At 43.6% G+C, this 19,655-nt stretch carries 12 protein-coding genes; all 12 read left to right on the forward strand.

Annotated elements, in window-relative coordinates; all coding sequences use genetic code 11:
• Positions 1–51: 51 nt before the first annotated feature.
• The 12 genes from G7B20_RS12610 to G7B20_RS12665 all read left to right on the forward strand — a co-directional run bounded on the left by G7B20_RS12610 (position 52) and on the right by G7B20_RS12665 (position 19,642).
• Entirely contained in the window at positions 52–633 is a 582-nt protein-coding gene (locus G7B20_RS12610; RefSeq protein ID WP_164111766.1) for an RNA polymerase sigma factor, read from the forward strand.
• 108 nt (positions 634–741) lie between these two features.
• Entirely contained in the window at positions 742–1,926 is a 1,185-nt protein-coding gene (locus G7B20_RS12615; RefSeq protein WP_164111767.1) for a FecR domain-containing protein, read from the forward strand.
• A gap of 170 nt (positions 1,927–2,096) precedes the next feature.
• Positions 2,097–5,606, forward strand: coding sequence for a TonB-dependent receptor (locus G7B20_RS12620; protein ID WP_240452898.1), 3,510 nt, complete (start codon positions 2,097–2,099; stop codon positions 5,604–5,606).
• A gap of 13 nt (positions 5,607–5,619) precedes the next feature.
• Positions 5,620–7,407, forward strand: coding sequence for a RagB/SusD family nutrient uptake outer membrane protein (locus tag G7B20_RS12625; RefSeq protein ID WP_164111768.1), 1,788 nt, complete (start codon positions 5,620–5,622; stop codon positions 7,405–7,407).
• A gap of 47 nt (positions 7,408–7,454) precedes the next feature.
• Positions 7,455–9,149 carry a right-handed parallel beta-helix repeat-containing protein gene (locus tag G7B20_RS12630; protein ID WP_164111769.1) on the forward strand — a complete coding sequence of 565 codons (1,695 nt, stop codon included), beginning with the start codon at positions 7,455–7,457 and terminating at the stop codon, positions 9,147–9,149.
• Positions 9,150–9,155: 6 nt separating this feature from the next.
• Positions 9,156–10,307, forward strand: coding sequence for a YdcF family protein (locus tag G7B20_RS12635; RefSeq protein WP_164111770.1), 1,152 nt, complete (start codon positions 9,156–9,158; stop codon positions 10,305–10,307).
• 21 nt (positions 10,308–10,328) lie between these two features.
• Positions 10,329–11,204: a phosphodiester glycosidase family protein gene (locus G7B20_RS12640; protein ID WP_164111771.1), complete on the forward strand. Its 876-nt coding sequence runs from the start codon at positions 10,329–10,331 to the stop codon at positions 11,202–11,204.
• A 258-nt stretch (positions 11,205–11,462) separates the two neighbouring features.
• The gene (locus tag G7B20_RS12645) at positions 11,463–12,080 is read left to right on the forward strand and encodes an RNA polymerase sigma factor (protein WP_240452897.1); all 618 of its coding nucleotides are present in this window, start codon (positions 11,463–11,465) and stop codon (positions 12,078–12,080) included.
• A gap of 73 nt (positions 12,081–12,153) precedes the next feature.
• Positions 12,154–13,356, forward strand: a complete 1,203-nt coding sequence (locus G7B20_RS12650; RefSeq protein ID WP_164111772.1) for a FecR family protein — start codon at positions 12,154–12,156, stop codon at positions 13,354–13,356.
• A gap of 297 nt (positions 13,357–13,653) precedes the next feature.
• A complete protein-coding gene (locus G7B20_RS12655; RefSeq protein ID WP_164111773.1) occupies positions 13,654–16,974 on the forward strand; it encodes a SusC/RagA family TonB-linked outer membrane protein in 3,321 nt (1,106 codons plus the stop codon).
• A 10-nt stretch (positions 16,975–16,984) separates the two neighbouring features.
• On the forward strand, positions 16,985–18,325 hold the full coding sequence (locus tag G7B20_RS12660) for a RagB/SusD family nutrient uptake outer membrane protein (RefSeq protein WP_164111774.1): 1,341 nt from the start codon (positions 16,985–16,987) through the stop codon (positions 18,323–18,325).
• A gap of 174 nt (positions 18,326–18,499) precedes the next feature.
• Entirely contained in the window at positions 18,500–19,642 is a 1,143-nt protein-coding gene (locus G7B20_RS12665) for an Sb-PDE family phosphodiesterase (RefSeq protein WP_164111775.1), read from the forward strand.
• The last annotated feature ends 13 nt before the right edge of the window (positions 19,643–19,655 follow it).

Here is a 19,655-nt window from a genome sequence, read left to right on the forward strand (position 1 = left end):
GTGTATACCTTTATCCTGAATCTAAATTGTCTGCGGTAACTGCTGGAGATCATGGTAACAAGCACAAAGGAGATATTGGTACAAATCAAAAATGGTGACAGGGAAGCCTTTAGGTCGCTATATGATACATATGCCCCTTTTGTATTTGATTTGGGATCTAAACTCTTGAAAGATTCTGGACTGGCCGAAGAGATGGTGCAGGATTGTTTTGTTAAAATATGGGCTGCCCGTAGCGAGATTCGGGAGGATCAAGAGATATGGCCACTGATCTATGTGGTAGCGAAGCGACTTTGCTTTAATCAATTGCGGCACGCCCGTGTAGCAAGAAAATATCTGGTTCAGCTGGATGATGTGCTGATCAACGATGTGGAACAGCGCTTAAACGTACGCGAACTGGAAAGCCAATTGGAATATTCCATAGAAAACTTACCCGAACAGCAAAAAAGGGCTTTAAAATTGAGCCGAATGGAAGGCTACACCCATCAGCAGATAGCGGTAGAGATGGGGATCTCGCCAAATACGGTCAAAAATCATATCACCCAAGCGCTCAAGAATCTAAAAAAGACGCTGCCCCAAGCGGATTATAACTTCTTGATAATAGCTTATGGCGTATGGCTAATGGCGTATGGCTAATGGCTTATGGCTTTTGGCTAATGGCGTATAGCTTTTAAAAGAAAATACACTTTCGACTAGTCCTATCACTCGACTTGGGTGTACTACCTATAATCAAGGATAAGAAAATTGGACAAAAATAGATTACGACTTCTTTTTAATAAATACCTGAAAGGTACGCTGGACGCTTCGGAAGAGGAAGAGTTTGATGCAATGATGGCTGCTGTGGAAAAATCTGAGTTCTCAAATTTGGTGGATGAATCTATTGAATTGGTGGAAAATACGGCTTTCGAACGGGATAAAGTCTATCAGAACATTGAAGCAGAAATGGACGATAAAGAACCTGCGCTTGTACTACCGCTGTATGCAAGATGGAAGCAATGGGGTAAGATTGCTGCGGTGCTCTTATTAGCTGGACTAGTGGGTATGGTCGCTTATCGGTTGTGGCCAGGAGATCTTGCGGTGGAAAATTTGACCGAAGCCCCCTCGATGGAGCTATCCAAAGATATCGAATTGCCGGAAGAGGACGCTATGATCACATTGGCGGATGGAAAGCAGCTATCACTGGCGGATGTGGGCAAGGATACGCTGCATTATAAAGGGCTTGCCCTGTTGCGCGCTAAAGACGGAACGATTGAGCTAAAGCAGGATCGTGCGGGTGATTTTTTTAAGGCCGACGAAAAACATCGGTTTGCAGCGCCTAAGGGACAGACCTTAAGGTTGAAGTTGCCTGATGCTTCGGTAGTGAACCTCAATTCGGATTCGCAGGTGGAAATTTATGCTTCATTTGGTAAAAGACAGCGTGAGTTGACATTGTCCGGGGAAGCTTTTTTTGAGGTCGCTCATGATAAGGCTATTCCCTTTGTGGTTCATGCGAAAAATACAGCGGTCACTGTATTAGGAACACAGTTTAATATGTCGGCATATAAAGAAGATGGTCTGACGGCAACGACGCTGGTGTCGGGTTCGGTACAGGTGGAAGCAGGAAATGGGCAGGTGCGTATAAAGCCGGGGCAACAGGCACGGGCAGGAGCTACCGCTAAAATACAGGTGGAAGATAATGTGGATATGGGGAGCATTTTAGCATGGCGGGATGGCTATTTTCGATTTAGAGATGTGCCGATACGCCTTATTATGGCCGATCTGGCCAAGTGGTATGCCATAGAAGGGGTCGAATTTAAAGCGGGCTCTACCGATAGATTTACAGGGAGCCTTAAGCGCTCCAAGAAGCTGAGTGATGTCTTGGCGAGTATAGAACAGGTATCTGATTTACGTTTTGATATTCAAGAAGGGAGGGTGATCGTAATGAAATAAGGACGGAAATCATATCAGGAGAAGAGGAGATGCGACAACACCCCCTCTTCGGTAGTACCTGGAAATAGCATCAGTTTTGAATTAATAATATTTTACCAAATACCTATCAAATGTATAAAAATATTACCGCAATCGGAGGAGCTCACCGCCGATTGATAACGTGTTTACTAATGATGAAGTTATATTCATTTTTGCTAATCGGCTTTTTCATGCAGGCAAATGGAAATACCTATGCGCAAAAAGTAAGTTTGTCGGTGAAGCGGGCGGAGCTCGCCGATGTGCTGATAAAGATCCAAGAGCAGACCAACCTCGATTTTTTTTATAACAGCAGTCAACTCAAAGAGGTGGATAAAATCGATCTGGATGTAAAAAATATGGATCTGAAAAAGGTGTTGGATGCTTGTCTGACACCGCGGGGATTATTCTATGTGGTGCAGAACAAGACTGTACTGATAAAAAAGGCTTCGGAGCTGGAAAGTAAGGAGATCGAAGGGCAACAACAGCACATCCAAGGGAAAGTGCTGAATAGTGGAGGGCAACCCCTGGCGGGGGCTTCGGTACGTATACAGCAAAGTAATATTGCTACAGCGACCAAAGCGGATGGCTCGTTTACAATGCCGGTGGTGCAGGCCGATGGACAATTGCTGATCACGGCACTGGGCTATGAAGATAAGACTGTGTCCTATAAAGTGGGCGCAGAACTGCTGATACGGATGCTGGAGTCTATCAGTGATCTGGACGAGGTGGTCGTCGTAGGCTACGGTACGCAAAAGAAGGCTAACCTGACGGGAGCTGTAGCGCAGATCAATGCCGAGGATATCGCTTTACGTCCTGATGCTAATATTGCCGCTACACTACAGGGCTTGATGCCGGGCCTGAATATTCAGATCAATAATGGCGACCCCGGTGCTACACCGGATATCAACGTGAGGGGGTTTAACTCCATAAACGGAGGAAACCCGCTGGTGCTGATCGACGGGATAGAGGGAAATATCACACGGGTCAATCCGAATGATATTGAAGCGGTCACCGTACTTAAAGATGCGGCTTCTTCGGCGATATATGGTGCACGGGGTGCTTTTGGAGTAATCTTGATAACGACTAAGTCGGGCAAGTCGGGTAAAATGGAAATTAATTATTCGAACAATTTTGCCTGGACTACGCCAGCGGCACGTACGGATTACATCACCGATCCTTATGTATATGGAAAGACGGTAGATGCAGCGATATATGGATACAACGGAAGTAGCTATACCCGCTATAATGAGATGGATTGGGAGGCGATAAAGATGGTGTCCAGAGGTGAAATTGCGCCTTTTCACGAATTGCAGCCGGATGGTACGAACAAGTTTTTCTACCAGACGGATTGGTGGGACTATTTGTTCCGTAAATATCAGGCTTCTAATTTTCACAACATTTCGATATCGGGCGGTAGTGACAAGTTGAAAGGTTATCTATCGGGAAGGGTGTATGATCGACAAAGTATCAACAACATCAATAAAGATGCAGGTATAGGCCGTAATAATATGAAGGCTAACATCGTGTTTACACCTTATGATTGGTTGGAGGTATCCAATAATGTGCAGTTTATAAACGAGAGGGATAAAGACTATGGTGGCTTCTCGAACGGTTTTGGTGGGTTGTGGAGTACGACGACCTGGTACAACCTGATGCCTTTTTACCCGAATTTTGTAGATGGTATACCTACGGATATCGGTACGGGATCGGGTGGCCAGGGCGGCAATGCCGGTCTGTATTCGGGTAAGAGCTGGCGCGATATCGGCACGGAGGAATTTACCAATACGTTTCGCGTGGTGGCTCGTCCGCTGAAAGGACTGGAGTTTAACTTTGACTACAGCAACCGTATCGAGAATAAAAGTCTGGCCTTGCGTCTGAATCCTTTTACCTATCTGTCCGGAAATCGTTTGAATCCACTGACCGTGGGACTGAACCGTCTGGAAGAACAGCGTACAAAAGATAAGTATAATGCCTTGAACTTTTTCGGGACGTATAATACCTCGGTAGCGGATAGACATAATTTTAAACTGTTGCTGGGCTTTAACCAGGAGGAGTATGATCAGGATTTTATTGGTGTAAAAGGAGATGATCTGCTGTTGGAGGATCTATCCAACCTATCGCTGTCTACCGTGATGAATGCAATGACGGGGAGTGCGACAAACTGGGCTGTGCGGGGATTTTTTGGTCGTTTTAACTACGATTACGATGGGAAATACCTCATGGAGGTCAATGCGCGCTATGATGGGTCATCCCGCTTTCCGGCGGATAGCAGATGGGGATTCTTTCCGTCGCTTTCTCTGGGATGGCAAGTGGATAGAGAAAACTTTTGGCAGGAGATAAAGCCCTATGTGTCTTCGCTCAAGCTGAGGGGGTCGTATGGGGCATTGGGCAACCAGACCGTATCGGTAAATACTTTTAAAGAGCTGATGGCGGTGAGACGGATCTCCTGGTTGAACAGTGGCTTGCCCCTGACGGGTGCACAGATGCCTGCACCACTGCCGAGTGTGGTGACCTGGGAGCGTACAAAAAGTTTGAACCTAGGGGCCGATATCGGTCTGATGAACAACCGGTTATTTGTCAATGCGGACTGGTACCGCAAGAATGTAGAAGGTATGTATCTACCTGGAGAACCACTGCCAGGTGTATTTGGAGCCAGTGAACCGCGTGAAAATTATGCAGCATTGCGTAATGATGGCTGGGAGGTTGCGGTATCGTACCGCGATAAGTTTGATGTAGCGGGTGCTCCTTTGCAGTTTAATGTGACGGCGAATGTCTCTAATTTTAAAGGTACGATTACGAAATATAATAACCCAAAGGGATTGCTGAGCTCCTACTACGAGGGACAGCGCCTGGGGGAAATATGGGGATACCGTATCGATGGTCAATTCCAATCGGATGAGGAGGCTTTTGCTTACCAAAATTCGTTTGATAACCCGTCCACAAATCTTGGACAGGTCTATGATGATGTGTTGAACATTATGCAGAATAGCGAATGGAATCACCTCCGGGGTGGAGATATTAAGTACTTGGATCTGAATGGAGACGGGAAGATAAATAAGGGCGATAATACGCTAGCCAATCACGGGGATCTGGAAAAGATCGGTAACGCTATGCCGCAGTACTTATTCGGCTTGAACCTCAATGCTCGATGGAAGGGATTTGATGTGTCTACAGCCTTGTCGGGTGTAGGACGTCAGGATTGGTATCCGACAGGGGAGCTGTACTGGGGAACTTACCAAAGACCTTATCTGTCCTTTATCCGTAAGGACTTGGTCGACAATGCATGGACGCCGGATAAACCGGAAAATACGTATCCACAGATCTATAGAGGATATTCTTCGCTACAGGCAAGACGCTCCCTATACGAGCTTAACGATTATTACCTGACAAATTTAGGCTTTCTCCGTGTCAAAAACTTGACAGTAGGCTATACCCTGCCACAAGAATGGACGCGTAAAGCTAAAGTGGATCGTCTACGCGTATTTTTTAGTGGAGAAAATATGTTTACCTGGAGCTTTGGCAAATTGACCAAGTACATCGATCCAGAGCAGGCGGGTGCAGGTGTAAGTTATTCTGCACCTAAGGATGCTACGGATAGGGGGGATCAACGGGTGTATCCAATGGGAAAAACCTATTCTTTTGGTGTAATGTTGGGTTTATAATAGGAGAAAAGTCATGAAATTAAGATTAATAATATTCGGAATTGTTTTAGGGGGAATGTCGGCTTCATGTGATGATGGTTTCTTGGATAGACCATCGGAAGATCAGGTGGAGGCTCCTTATTTTTTTAATACGGCTAAAGATCTGGAGGTCGCAACGAATGATTTTTACAAAGCGTTTTCTAAGGACTACGAAGGGGACGACTGGACATCGGTATATACAGAAGATGCTGCTTCGGACAACCTGATGCCGCTGAATCCAGCGCCAAGAGTAAGGGGTTCGAGGGTGGTTCCGGTAGGTCGGCGGTCGGGGGGCTGGAACTGGTCTGGCCTGCGTAAGATAAATTATTTCTTAGGGAACTATCATAAGGTGAAAGATGAGGCCGCTAAAGCTAAATACGGCGGTATAGCCCGTTTCTTCAGAGCGTATTTCTATTACGATAAGGTAAAGACTTTTGGCGATGTGCCTTGGTATAGTGGTGTACTGGATGCAAAGGATCCGGAACTGTATAAAGCTCGGGATTCGAGGGCCTTGGTGATGGACTCGGTGATGGCTGATCTGGACTTTGCCATAGCTAATATACCCGCTGAAAAGCAAGTAAACCTGATCACACGCTATACGGCCATGTTGTTGAAAGCCCGTGTGGCGCTGTTTGAGGGAACTTTTCGCAAGTATCATGGCCTCGAGGGAGCTGATCAATACCTGATATTGGCTGCAGATGCGGCGCAGGCATTGATCACGACCAATGCGTATTCTTTATATACAGAGGGTGGAGCCGAAGGGGCGTATAGAAATCTATTCGCACGCAATAATCAGAATAATACGGAGACCCTATTGGCGGTAGATTATGAATTGGGACTGAAGGTACACTCGCTAGGCAATTCATTTACTTCGGCGACACAGGGATCGTATGGGGTGCCAAAAGATTTGATAAACAGTTACCTTATGCGCGATGGTTCACGATTTACGGATAGGCCCAATTACAAGACCATGGGCTTTTTTGAAGAGATGCAAAACCGGGATCCACGATTGACTCAAACCACGGCGGGACCTGAATTTAGGGTGAACGGCGAGACTAAAAATGAACCGGTAAATCTCTCCATAACAACTACGGGCTATCGCTTGATCAAAGCGCTTCCTGACCGCGCACAGTGGACGACATCGGGCGCTTATTTTGATATTATCTTATTCCGCTATGCGGAAGCATTGCTGGTATTGGCGGAAGCGAAGGCGGAGTTAGGGACCTTAACGCAGGCAGATCTGAATATTTCGATCAATAGATTGAGAGCGCGGGCAGGGATGCCTAACCTGGATATGGCGCAGGCGAACGCAAATCCAGACCCCTACTTGATGGCGATGTACCCGAACGTGAAAAATGACCATGGCATGCAGGGGGTAATCTTGGAAATCAGAAGGGAACGTAGGGCTGAATTATTTAATGAAGGGTTCCGTTGGGACGATCTGATGCGCTGGAAAGAAGGTCAAAAGGTGATGCAGCCTATTGTTGGCGTTTATTTTCCGGGAGTGGGGGCTTATGATTTTACGGGAGATGGACTAGCGGATGTGTTTGTGCATACGGGAAGTACTTCTGGCGCTCCTTCATCGGTGACTTCGATGGTGAATATCAGACAACGCACGTTGCGCGATCCGTTGACAGGTAACCGAAATAGTGATTTCGGAAATATAGATCCTTTTGTGGATGGCGGTAAGTTTAGAGAGGATAGGGATTACCTAGCGCCTATCCCTTCGGAAGAATTGTTGTTGAATGAAAACCTGCGCCAAAACCCAAAATGGGACGAGTAATCTGTTTGTATGGAAGCGGTGATTGTAAATTTAAAGATGATATTGTAATGAACATAATAAACTATATACTGCTGGGCTTATTTCTTTTTATAGGAGTAACAGGCTGTAAGAAAGATAAAGAGGCCTTTGAAGAAAAACTGCTGATCGGAACGGAATATATGGAGGTGGGTAGTAAGGCGAATACCTATAATTTTGAGGTGTTATCCAACACAACGATGCAGGTGGAAACGGATGCCGAGTGGATCGTACTGGATACAACGGTATACGAAAAAGGAAAGCAACGTATCGGTTTTTCCATCGTTACGAATACCGACGACGAACGGTCGGGAATGGTGATCGTACGTACCAATGCGGAGACAACCAGGCAGGTGCTGGTGGTACAGGAGTCGGGTAAAGTGCCTGTATTTTACGTAAAGACGGATGGTACGGGCGATGGTAAATCCTGGAATACAGCTACGGACCTGAACACGGCAATAGAGAAAGCGACAACCAATAGTACAATTTATCTCGCGGAAGGCGTGTACGTGCCATCAAAGACTATCCGTAACGGAGATGCAAACCTACTGGCGGATCGTACTTTTGAAATTTCGAAAAATATATCCTTGATCGGTGGTTTTGCAGCGGACGCTCTACCTGGGGCTAAGCCTAACGCAGCGCTTTATAAAACGATCTTGGACGGGACTATAGCAGCAGGTAAAAAGGCCTATCATACGGTCACGGTGACCGCGCCGCTGGATAACGAGTCGAAGGTGTATTTAGAAGGTCTCACCATCCGTGGGGGAGAAGCAACGAATAGAGGAAGCAATGTGAGTATCAATAGTGTACAGTATAACCGCGGTCATGGTGGTGGAATGCTGATAGCGAATACCATCGTGCATTTGAAACAGGTGGAAGTTGTAGCGAATGAGGCCTCTAATAGCGGAGGAACGGTGGGATATGCAGCTGGAATGTATGTTTTTGCCGGAGCAAAGGTAACGATGGAAGACTCAAAGGTGAACAACAACTCCAATAACAATAATAATGGCGGTGGGGTATGGGTGGCCGATGCCAGTCTGACGGCTTATCGATGTCAATTTAATGGCAACTATGCGAGAGGAACGGCGGGTGCTGTACATGGCTACCCCAATGCAAGTATCTCTTTGTACAACTCGCAGGTCATGAATAACAGCAACACATCTTATGGTGCTGGTGTCTATGTGAGGGAGAATTCAAACGCGCTATTGGTCAACTGTCTTTTGGTCGGAAATAAGAGTACATCGGCCAACGGCGGTGGCGCAGTAATGCAGTATGGTGGAACTACCGTGGACATTATAAGCTGTACGATAACAGGGAATGAAATCGTCGGTCCAGGTGCTGGGGTGTATCGACGTGATAAGGTGAATAACCTGACTGTCATTAATTCAATCATATCGGGGAATAAGCAGGCGGGTAACTCAAAAGATGTGGATGCCCATACGGATAACGCAGCGGTGATCCCTGTGATTAAGAATGCTATTACTACGGCCTCGGTTTATGGAGATGCGGGAACAATTGTAGCAGGTGCGGTATTTACACCCTCTTCGATGTTGAGTACAGGTTACCTGCCTATTGGTGCCAATAATCCGGCATTGGTTTATGGATTGACAGGTACCAGCCTGACGGGTATAGGACAGACTTATAACCCGGTGCTGAATGAGGCTATTGCAAAGGATATGAATGGCGAATCGCGAACTTTGACAGTAATGGGAGCTAAAGTAAAGTAGACCGTGATGAAGAAGTTATTCTGGTTATTTATTTGTTGGGGCTTGTCGGTAAAGCTATGTATAGCAGCCGACCCCAAGACCGTCATGCTGGTCTTGGGATCGGCAGACCCGCAGGTGTTGGAAGAGCGCATTGGGATAGCAGCGCGGCTGTACCAAACGCAACCTATCCAAAAGATTATTGTGAGTGGGGGCTGTGGAGCGCATGGCTCAGGTATCTGTGAGGCCTCTGTGATGCAGCAAGGACTGGTCGCTAGAGGAGTGGATCGACATAAAATCTACAAGGAAGAGAATGCAAAGACAACCGTCCAAAATTATGTGTTTAGCAGAATACTTCGCGATGAAAAGGATCAGATCATTATGCAGCCTGGAGATACGGTATTGGTCGTGTCTAACCATTGGCATGCGATAGCTGTTGCGGCGCGATTGCGCGAATACGATGGACTGGAGGCTCGTTTTTCTATCGAGGGAAGTATCCGGCCTAAGGATACGGACAAACTGGATTATGTGGGGATTTTTAATGGACAGGCAGATAATGAGAAGTTTGTATTGAAAGGAGCTTGGCTTACACCGGAAGCGGTGTGGACGCATCAAGATACGACCTATTATCTCCGGGATAACCTGGTGTATGGAACGGACAAAGAAAACAGCTCTTTTTCAATCCAGCGGGGGTTGGAAGTGCTCCCTTTTTTGAATGAGCTGGACGTAAAGCATTCGCGGGCCTTTATAGACGGCGGTGACTTCTGGTGGGTGCGCAACGGCAAGACGCTCTGGAAAGTTGCAAAGCACGCTAAGAAAACCGTGGCGCGTGCCGAGTGGCCCGATTGGGTAATAGGAATGCCGGTATCTTGGAAAGAAGGTGCTTTTGAAACAGGAGTGATCTGGGATAGGACCTTATTGTTATTTGCCAATGACCGTATCCTGATTGCCAAGAAGGAAAAGAACAGATTCGTATTTGTAAAGGAGATGGCCGCAGATAAGTATTTTAAAAGCTGGCCGTTTGCTTGGGGAAAGAGTAATGTGGCCTGTGCTGAAGTGGACCACATGACAGGGCAATTGCTGCTGTACCGTAATATGGAAATGGTCCGGGTCGATAAGGATCGTCAGTTGATCGGAATGCCGATGCCTTTTAAATTAAAGTGGATCGAAAATACCAAGTAATAACATTGTAATTTGATAAAGATGAAAAAGAATTTTTTATACAGTTTAATGTTGCTTTTTCTCGTCTTCGGGTGTACTGCGAAGGAGGAAGGAACACAGTTGCCTTACGATTATTCTCAGGTTGAAAAAGATAATCTAAAAGATATACTGGCGAAGGCGGATTGGAAAACAAAAGTGGTGTCTGATGGTGTGATCTGGAAATATTATCAATTTCCGCAGATTTTTGAATCGAGACAGTACATTAATATTTTGGAAATTGACTTGACCAAAGGGCTAAAAATAGAGATTCCCTATGTGAAGGCTGGTTTTTTGAAGACGAGTGACGCAGCGGCTAGTAAAGATGCTCTGGTAGCATTTAATGGAAGCTATTTTAATACAACGACAGGTGGGTCTACGGTATTTTTTAAAAATGATGGACAGGTTGTGAATAATACCGTTTCGGGGTTTACGGCTTATCGGGAGAATGGAGCCGTGGTACTGGATAATACAGGGCTACCACGGGTAATAGGAAAGCCGGCTTCAGGTTGGCAGGGGCTTACTGAACCGGTAGCGCTGGCCGCAGGACCACTGTTGTTATTGGATGGAAAGGAACTCGGGCAACTGGTGGTGGATTTTAACACGACGAGGCACCCGCGTACCGCTTTAGGTATTACTCCCGAGAAGAAGATGATCGTAGTGGTGGTTGATGGCCGTTCATCACAGTCACAGGGCCTGACAATTCCACAGCTATCTCAATTGATGGGAGCCTTGGGCTGTACGCAAGCAATCAATCTAGATGGGGGTGGATCCTCTACGGCTTGGGTAAAGGGAGAGGGCGTCGTTAATTTTCCGTCGGATAATGGTAAGTTTGATCATGAGGGCGAGCGCGGTGTTGCAACTGTATTTACGGTAAAGTAAATGTTGGGCTTAAAAATTTAAACTAATCTTAGTGTCTTTAGGGATCTTGAACAGTAGAGTTTGGGATCAATCTATTATAAAAAACAGCAGTATGACTCGGTCTACTGCTGTTTTTTGTTTCTGCAAAAGGGAGTAATGTGTAAGGAAGTTTTAGCTTAAATATCGATTGATGAAACGTAGTTTGTACGGATAGCTCTTGGATTGTTTTTTTAACTTTATTTTAAAATTGTACCTTTATTACTCACTGTCTCTTAGATTATGAAGCTGACGATAACCGGTATGCAAGATGAAAGAGAATTGCTTAAAGCAATTAGTAAAGGGAATCATGATGGTTTTGAACGTCTTTTCTTGCACTATTATAGAGCCTTGGGTAATTATATATACAGACTCCTGGAAGATCAGGATTCTACCGCAGACTTGGTGCAGGAAGTCTTTTTGGGCCTGTGGGTAGAACGCGAACGTCTGGCTGACGTAGAGAGCTTTAAGGATTATCTTTTTATTATAACAAGGAATAGGATTTATAATCAACTCAAACTAAAGGCTAAAGATAGTCTGATGTTTGAGTCCCTGGAAATGCATCTGACGCAGCTAACGGAAAGGTCTGAACAATCGGACGATCCTAAGGAGAGGGAAAGGTATTTTAAGCTGTTGGAGGAAGAAATAGAAAAACTTCCCCTGCAGCAACAAAGGGTATTCAAACTGGCCAAGATGAAAAAAATGAAGTATGAACAAATCGCACAGTTTCTTGATCTTTCTGTTGAAACGGTGCGCAAACATATGTATCTGGCGCAACGAACGCTCAGAAATCAATTGAAAGGAAAGGAAGGAGGCATACTCTTGCTGATTCTTTCATCAATTTATTTTACAAAATTTTAATTTTCCATTACCACTTTTCGAAATCTGTTTGTCTTTAGTATGATTAGGATTCGAATTTTACGCTAATTAACCAATGATAGACGAAAGGATAATTTATTTATTTGATAATTATTGTCGTAAGACTGCGTCTGATGAGGAACGGGTGGAGTTCTTTAATTGGATAGCTGATTCTAATAATAGTGAAGATGCCCAATTCTTGATGGCTTCGTTATATGATCGGGAAATGGAAGGGCAGAATGAAACGATAGTGGATCTAGACAAAGAGGCTATCCTAAAGTATTTGGTGGGCTATCAAAGGGAAGAACTCAAGGAGCTAAGAAGACATGAAAAAATAAGGTTAATGCGAAGGTGGGCTGTTACTGCTGCCGCAAGCATAGTAATCTTTCTGATCTCGTCGTGGCTCGTGACGGTATGGTATGCTGATGATACGGCAGAAAGTAGGGCTGTGAGCACAAAATATAATATACCTGCAGGTGGTAATAAGGCGATATTGACACTGGGGGATGGTAGAAAGGTGTTATTGGATACACTGACTCAAGGGGTATCCATATATGACGGAAAACTCCAAATTACGAAAATGGATGATGGTAGTATCGTGTACGCAAGTGTCGCATCGGAAGGAGGGGAGATTCTTTATAATACCATGCAAACTCCTGTAGGGGGTACTTTTCAGGTGTTGCTCCCTGATGGAAGTCGCGTTTGGCTAAATGCGATGTCGCAACTCCGCTACCCGACTTCATTTGCCAAGCAAGAGAGAAGAGTAGAGTTGAACGGGGAAGCGTATTTTGAGGTGGCCAAAGATAAAGGAAAGCCATTTGTGGTCGATGTATATGGTTTGGACGTAAGGGTGTTAGGTACTTGTTTTAATATTAATTCGTATCAGAATAGAAATTTGATAAAGACTACAGTAGTGGAGGGGGCTGTCGAAGTGGGAAAAGAAAATAGAGCAACTGTTTTGTATCCGGGACAGCAGTTGGAATATAGGTCTGATCATAGCAGCAGGCTCTTGAAAAATGTTAATCTGGTCGAAATAATGGCTTGGAAAGATGGTTTTTTCTCTACCTCGTCTATCACACTGGGTGCATTGATGGATGAAGTAGAACGCTGGTATGGAGTAGATGTGGAATATGTGGAGCCCTTGGATATGGAGTTTGTCTTAAAACTGAGTAAAAAAATAAGTCTCCTGGAATTGATTACAATACTGGAACTGACCGAAGAGGTAAAAGTAGAACTGATAGAAAAAAAACTAAGAATTATGAAGAGAAAAAAAGTGTAACATGTGGAAGCCTAAAAAGACCGATCTGCTGCTAACAAATCGGTCTGGAACGGATGGCTTCTAAATCGAGTGGTTAACAAGATTTTAAACCTAATTAAAAACTAATTTATGAATTTTTTCGGTAAAGAAAGAGGCCGGGTAGACCTGTCGTGCAAAAAGGTTAAGGCAAGCATTTTTTTGATAATGAAACTTACTATCTTAATATCGTGTTGTTTTGTGATGTTGAGCTTTGTCGAGGGGCATGCTCAGCGATTCTCATTTAAGGTAAAAAAGGGAACGCTTCAAACAGCTTTTGAAATGATAGAAAAACAGTCTGATTACGTGTTTTTCTATAAAAAGGATCTTCTAAAGGATGCTAAAGAGGTTGATATCGATATACGTGGATTAAATCTGAAGGAGGCTTTGGATCAGATTTTAGAAAACCAACCTGTAACATATAAAATATATCAAGAATATGTGGTGCTGCATTCTAAAAGCCAAACGCCAAAAGGGGAGATACTTCAAATAGAGAGTGACGGGCTTTTGCAGTCCAAGGTGACGGGACAAGTGGTAGATAGTGCCGGAAGTGTTATATCCGGTGCAACGGTGAGGATCAAAGGGACGGATAGGATAACACAAACGGATAAGGAGGGCTATTTTTCGTTTGACAATGTAGACCGGGATGCCGTAATTGTGATTAGTTGTCTTGGACATCGGGTGGAGCAAAGAAAGGTATCTGACGGTGTAAAGCTAATTCGGATGCGGGCTTTTGTTTCGGAGTTGTCTTCGGTAGAAGTGGTGGCAAGTACAGGGTACCAAAAAATTCCTAAGGAGAGGGCTACAGGTAGTTTTGAAATTGTAGATAATAATACGATTAACCAATTGGTGGGCTCCAATATTATTGATCGATTGAAGGGGACAACTTCATTGCTATTTGACAATGCTCTCAATCGTCCTGCATTGGCCCTAAGGGGATTTAGTACCATCAAAGGTGAGAAGGATCTGTTGGTGGTATTGGATAATTTTCCATATGAGGGGGATATAGAGAATATAAATCCTAACGACATAGAGAATATTACGCTCCTAAAAGATGCGGCAGCACAATCAATTTGGGGAACACGCGCCGGAAATGGTGTGATCGTAATCACGACAAAAAAGGGGAAACTAAACTCGCCGAGTACAATCAGTTTTAGTAATAGTACGCAGATCGGACAAAAGCCTGATCTGGACTATTATAATCTGATGTCGAGCTCGGAGGTGATCGACCTGGAAGTCGAATTGTATAAAGCGGGTCTCTATAAAAATTCGGAAAACTTAAGATCCAAATCTTATATCTCTCCGGTGGTAGCGATGTTGATCGCCAATAATAAGGATAAAACGAAGCTAAGTGATGAAGCTCTAGCGATAGAACTGGACAAGTTGCGCGGGATTGATAACAGAAAGCAATACATGGACGGTGTGTATAGAAATGCGTTGAATCAACAATATGCATTGAACTTGACCTCGGGATGGGATAAACTATCTCTTTTTATGGGAGTGGGGTATGATAAATCTCGTAGCTCACTGGAAAGCTATGGGGATAGGCTGAGCCTGCGAAACAATATTACTTATAAGTTGTCCAATGCTATTAATTTCAATATGGGATTGAACTATTCGCAGCGTAACAGTAGGTCCGGAAGGGAAGGCTATGGGCAGTTAAAACCATATATTAATCTATACGATGAGGATAAAAATGCGCTAGCTATGCCAGGCCTAAATCCTTTCTATTTGGAGACCGTGAAAGATTATGATTTGCTGGATTGGAATAAATACCCCTATGCAGAATATAAGTTTAATAGAAACCGTGGGTTTTCTCAAAACTACAATTTTAGTTTTGACCTGAACTATAAGGCTTTCGATTGGCTAAACTTTAATCTGATGTATAATGTGGATAGACAGAATGAGCGTAACAGGCTTACCAATAATGTGGAAGGGTATTATGCGCGAGATCTGATTAATATGTTTAGTGAGCTAGATCCTATTAGTGGAAAAATAAAACGAAATATACCTTATGGAAGTATATTGAGAAATTCGCAAAATGAGTTGGTCGCTAATAATTATCGATTGCAAATGAATATTGCGAAAAAATGGAGAGATCATCAAGTCGATGCGGTCGTAGGGGGAGAGATTAGAACGATCAAAGCGGATGGATATCGGTTTTTGACCTATGGTTTTGATGAAGAAGTACTGACAACCAGCGATATCAATTATAATCTTTTATACCAGGATTTTGTGTATGGGGATAGAAGGTATATACCGTCGGACGAAGAGTATAATTCGACACAGAATAATTTTATTTCGCAGTATTTTAACGGTAGTTATACGTATCAGTCAAAATATGTATTGTCTGCAAGTGCAAGACAGGATGCGTCTAATCTCTTTGGACTAGAGACCAACGATAAATGGCAACCTTTGTGGTCTATTGGGGGGGCATGGAATATTTCTGAAGAGAGTTTTTACAAAGATAAGGGGCTACCGTATTTGAAATTAAGAGCTACCTACGGTAAAAGTGGATTGGTAAACCAGGCTCTTTCGGCGGTCTCTATCATAAGATATGGAACGGCATATATTACAAATTTCCAAAAGGCAAATATTACACAATATAATAATCCGGAATTGAGATGGGAAAAATCAGCCATGTTTAATGTCGGTTTTGATATCGGGTCATCAAGAGATAGGGTTTATGGTAATGTAAATTATTACAGAAAGAAAGGAATCGATTTATATGGTCCGTCTGAAATGGACCTCACTGCAGGTGTGGGAAAGACAATCAGCAAAAACGTCGCTAATATGGCGGGTTATGGATGGGAAGTGAATGTCGGCGCGAAAATTATTGATAAGGCATTCAAATGGAATAGTAATATTGCTTTTAACTATACTAAATCTAAGGTTACTAAGTATTTCAATGATTCACAATCTGCTCGTGATTTTACTACGGATGGGGGGTCTATATCTCCTCAAGTGGGACAACCGCTGTATCAAATTGTATTGTTTCCTTTCTTGAGAGTGAACGATAAAGGTGAACCTGTGTTTTCTTTGGATGGTCAGGAAAGTACAAACTATGTGGATATTTACAACTCTCATTATTCTAATCTTGTGTATGCGGGGTCTACGGTACCGGTGGCTTATGGATTTTTTACGAATACATTCTCTTATAAAAGAGTAAGTCTAGGTATTAATCTGACCTATAAACTCGGACATCACTACCAAGGGCCAAAAGTAGGATTTGGTACTATAGCGGCTTTGGGTATAGCCAATGGTAGTGGGAATTTTAAAAACCGCTGGCAAAAACCTGGTGACGAAAACTTTACGAATGTCCCAAAATTTGTATACCCGTTGAATTCATATCAAAATCTTGTGTATAAAAGTATAAACCCTGATGTTTATAAAGCGGATCACATTAGGCTAAATTATATCCGTCTAGATTATGCGGTTAATCCCATCACCGTAGGAAATAGACGTATGAACATAAGGGTATTTGCTAACGGAGAGAATCTTGGAATTCTGTGGAAGGCAGCAAAAACTCCTTATGACCCTGACTTCATAGAGAATCTGCCCAGTGCTAAACGTTTTTCTATCGGTGTGAATATTAACCTTTAAAATGAAAGAAATGAAATCTATTGTATATATTTTAGGAATAATACTGTTGACAGCCTTGACGGGTTGTGAAAAGCTACTGGAGACTAAGCCGGATAAGAAACTGGCTACGCCAAATTCGCTGAAAGCTCTTAGAGCACTATTGGATGACTATTTTCAGCTCAATTATGTTGGTGGTGGACTAGGTGAGGCCAGTGCCGACAACTATTATCTGGACCAAAAGGATTTTGACGCACAATCTTCTTCTTTGAGGAATACGTACACCTGGGAGGCAGAGATATCCTCGGAAAATGTGTATGAGGTGTTGTATAAGCGGATAAATGTTACGAATGTGGTCCTCGATGAGCTGAAAAACCTACCGGAAACCGGGGATGCAGGAGAAAGGAGAGAGATAAGAGGGCAGGCGCTATTTGTAAGGGCATATACGTATTTAATTCTCGCTACAACATTTACGAAACAATATGATAAGGGGACTGCAGCTGGTAATATGGGATTGGCGTTGAGGCTTTCATCAAACTTTAATGATAAATCTGTTAGGTCTTCTCTTGAAGAAACTTATCGACAGATAGAAAAAGATGCCTTGGAAGCGGTAGATCTTTTACCCGAATTTCCGGCGCACCAAATGAGAGGTAGTAAGTGGGCTGCATATGCATTTTTGTCTCGGATGTATCTGGCGATGAAGAACTATGAGAAGGCTGAGTTATATGCCGATATGTGTTTATCGCTGAGTAATCGATTGATGGATTATAATGAGTTGGATGAAAAATTGAGATACCCTATTCCTACGTATAATGTGGAGCTGATTTATTATACTTATGGCTCTTCGCGCCTTCCGTCGCTCACGGTTCTGAAGATCCCATCGGAATTGTATGATCTGTACGAAGAACATGACCGTAGAAAAGTGTTGTTTTTTAAAGAAAATCAGGATGGCACAAAGGCTTATTGTGGAGGTTACACGGGGTCTAGTCTCCTGTTTACCGGGATATCAGTTGATGAGGTGTACTTGACCAAGGCGGAATGCCTCGCCCGAATGGGGGATTCTGATAAGGCATTGGAAGTGCTTAATGCGTTATTGCTTAAAAGGTATGTAACGGGCGAATTTGTTGAAAAACAGGCGGCAAATGCTAGGGAAGCACTAAAGTTGGTATTGGATGAGAGAAGAAAGGAGCTGTTGATGAGGGATCTGCGTTGGATGGACCTTAAGAGATTGAATACGGAGGTGGATTTGCAAAAAACACTTACTCGAACCATAGACGGCCGCACGATAGAATTGCTACCTAATGAAAATAGATATGCGTTGCCATTTCCGAACTCGGTTATTCAGATAACTGGGATGAAGCAGAATGAGCGATAGCTATTCCTTACGATGGTCTTCGGTATAGTGTTTATAATACCGAAGACCATGTATATTGGGTTTTTGATTGTAATTTGATCAAAAACAAATATTAAAATTAACCTGAAAAGTATCTTTATTTAATGTTATCGTAATGTAGGCTCAATATTTTTGTGCCAAAATTGATAAGTTAGTATGAAGAAAACTTTACTTCTGACTGCCGTAGCGTTAATGCTAGCAGGGGTAGCTATGGCACAGGATGATGCCGGTATAATGAAACTCAACGAATTACGCTACCCGAAACAACGCAAATTAATCGATATTCCCGATGTAAATGGCTTACAGGTATTGAAGTGTGACTTTCATATGCATACGGTATTTACCGATGGACACGTATGGCCCAATGTACGGGTGCAAGAGGCCTGGAAAGAGGGCTTGGATGCGATTTCGTTTACGGAGCATGTCGAGTATATGCCGCATAAAGACGATGTAAAACCAGGTAATCTACGTCCGCATGAACTGGCCAAGAATATGGCAGAAGAACAGAACATCCTTTTGATCAAAGGTACAGAGGTAACGCGTAACACGCCTCCTGGTCACTTTAATGCTTTATTTATACAAGACGATAAGAATCTAGTCGTGTCCAGGGAATCGGAATTGGATAAGCAGGCTATTCAGGCGGTCGTGGATCAAAAGGCTTTTATCTTCTGGAACCATCCGGGTTGGAAAGCTACGCAGATAGAAGGATCATATGAATGGATTCCATTCGTGGATAAAATGTATAAAGACAAGCATCTGCACGGTATAGAGGTGGTCAATGGCTTCGGTTTTCATAAAAAAGCATTGGACTGGGCTTTGGATAGAAATCTAACCGTTATCGGCAATACGGATATCCATAACTTGATCGCGCATGAATATGATATCGAACGTGCCGGCGTACATCGTACCATGACTCTGGTGATGGCGAAAGATCGATCGGCTGAAGGGATACGTGCGGCTTTGGAAGCGGGTAATACGGTGGCCTGGTCGAGCAACTACCTCTTTGGAAAGGAAGAACATGTACGTGATTTGTTCCACGCCTGTGTAAAGTTGAGCCCGACATTTTATACCAAAACCAATGCTAAGAAAGCGAGCAGTAAGTATTATGAGCTGCAAAACAACTCGGACCTGTATTTTGAGCTAAAACTTGTGGATGGAAAGGCTACTAAAAGTATTGTATTGCAACCGAAGTCTTCGCAGATCCTAATAGCGGATGACGGTCAACGAAAATTATCCTATGAAGTGGTGTCTACCTATGTGCGTAGCGACAAGCATCTGAAAATAGAACTAAGCCTATAATTTATATCAATAA

Origin of the sequence: Sphingobacterium sp. xlx-96, from assembly GCF_011007365.1 — a bacterium.
Taxonomy (GTDB): Bacteria; Bacteroidota; Bacteroidia; order Sphingobacteriales; family Sphingobacteriaceae; genus Sphingobacterium; species Sphingobacterium luzhongxinii.

Excerpts from the sequence above, each read along its gene's own strand:
- G7B20_RS12610 (WP_164111766.1), top strand. The coding sequence starts at position 52 with ATGGTAACAAGCACAAAGGAGATATTGGTACAAATCAAAAATGGTGAC.
- G7B20_RS12620 (WP_240452898.1), top strand. The coding sequence starts at position 2,097 with ATGATGAAGTTATATTCATTTTTGCTAATCGGCTTTTTCATGCAGGCA.
- G7B20_RS12625 (WP_164111768.1), top strand. The coding sequence starts at position 5,620 with ATGAAATTAAGATTAATAATATTCGGAATTGTTTTAGGGGGAATGTCG.
- G7B20_RS12630 (WP_164111769.1), top strand. The coding sequence starts at position 7,455 with ATGAACATAATAAACTATATACTGCTGGGCTTATTTCTTTTTATAGGA.
- G7B20_RS12635 (WP_164111770.1), top strand. The coding sequence starts at position 9,156 with ATGAAGAAGTTATTCTGGTTATTTATTTGTTGGGGCTTGTCGGTAAAG.
- G7B20_RS12640 (WP_164111771.1), top strand. The coding sequence starts at position 10,329 with ATGAAAAAGAATTTTTTATACAGTTTAATGTTGCTTTTTCTCGTCTTC.
- G7B20_RS12645 (WP_240452897.1), top strand. The coding sequence starts at position 11,463 with ATGAAGCTGACGATAACCGGTATGCAAGATGAAAGAGAATTGCTTAAA.
- G7B20_RS12650 (WP_164111772.1), top strand. The coding sequence starts at position 12,154 with ATGATAGACGAAAGGATAATTTATTTATTTGATAATTATTGTCGTAAG.
- G7B20_RS12655 (WP_164111773.1), top strand. The coding sequence starts at position 13,654 with ATGATAGAAAAACAGTCTGATTACGTGTTTTTCTATAAAAAGGATCTT.
- G7B20_RS12660 (WP_164111774.1), top strand. The coding sequence starts at position 16,985 with ATGAAATCTATTGTATATATTTTAGGAATAATACTGTTGACAGCCTTG.
- G7B20_RS12665 (WP_164111775.1), top strand. The coding sequence starts at position 18,500 with ATGAAGAAAACTTTACTTCTGACTGCCGTAGCGTTAATGCTAGCAGGG.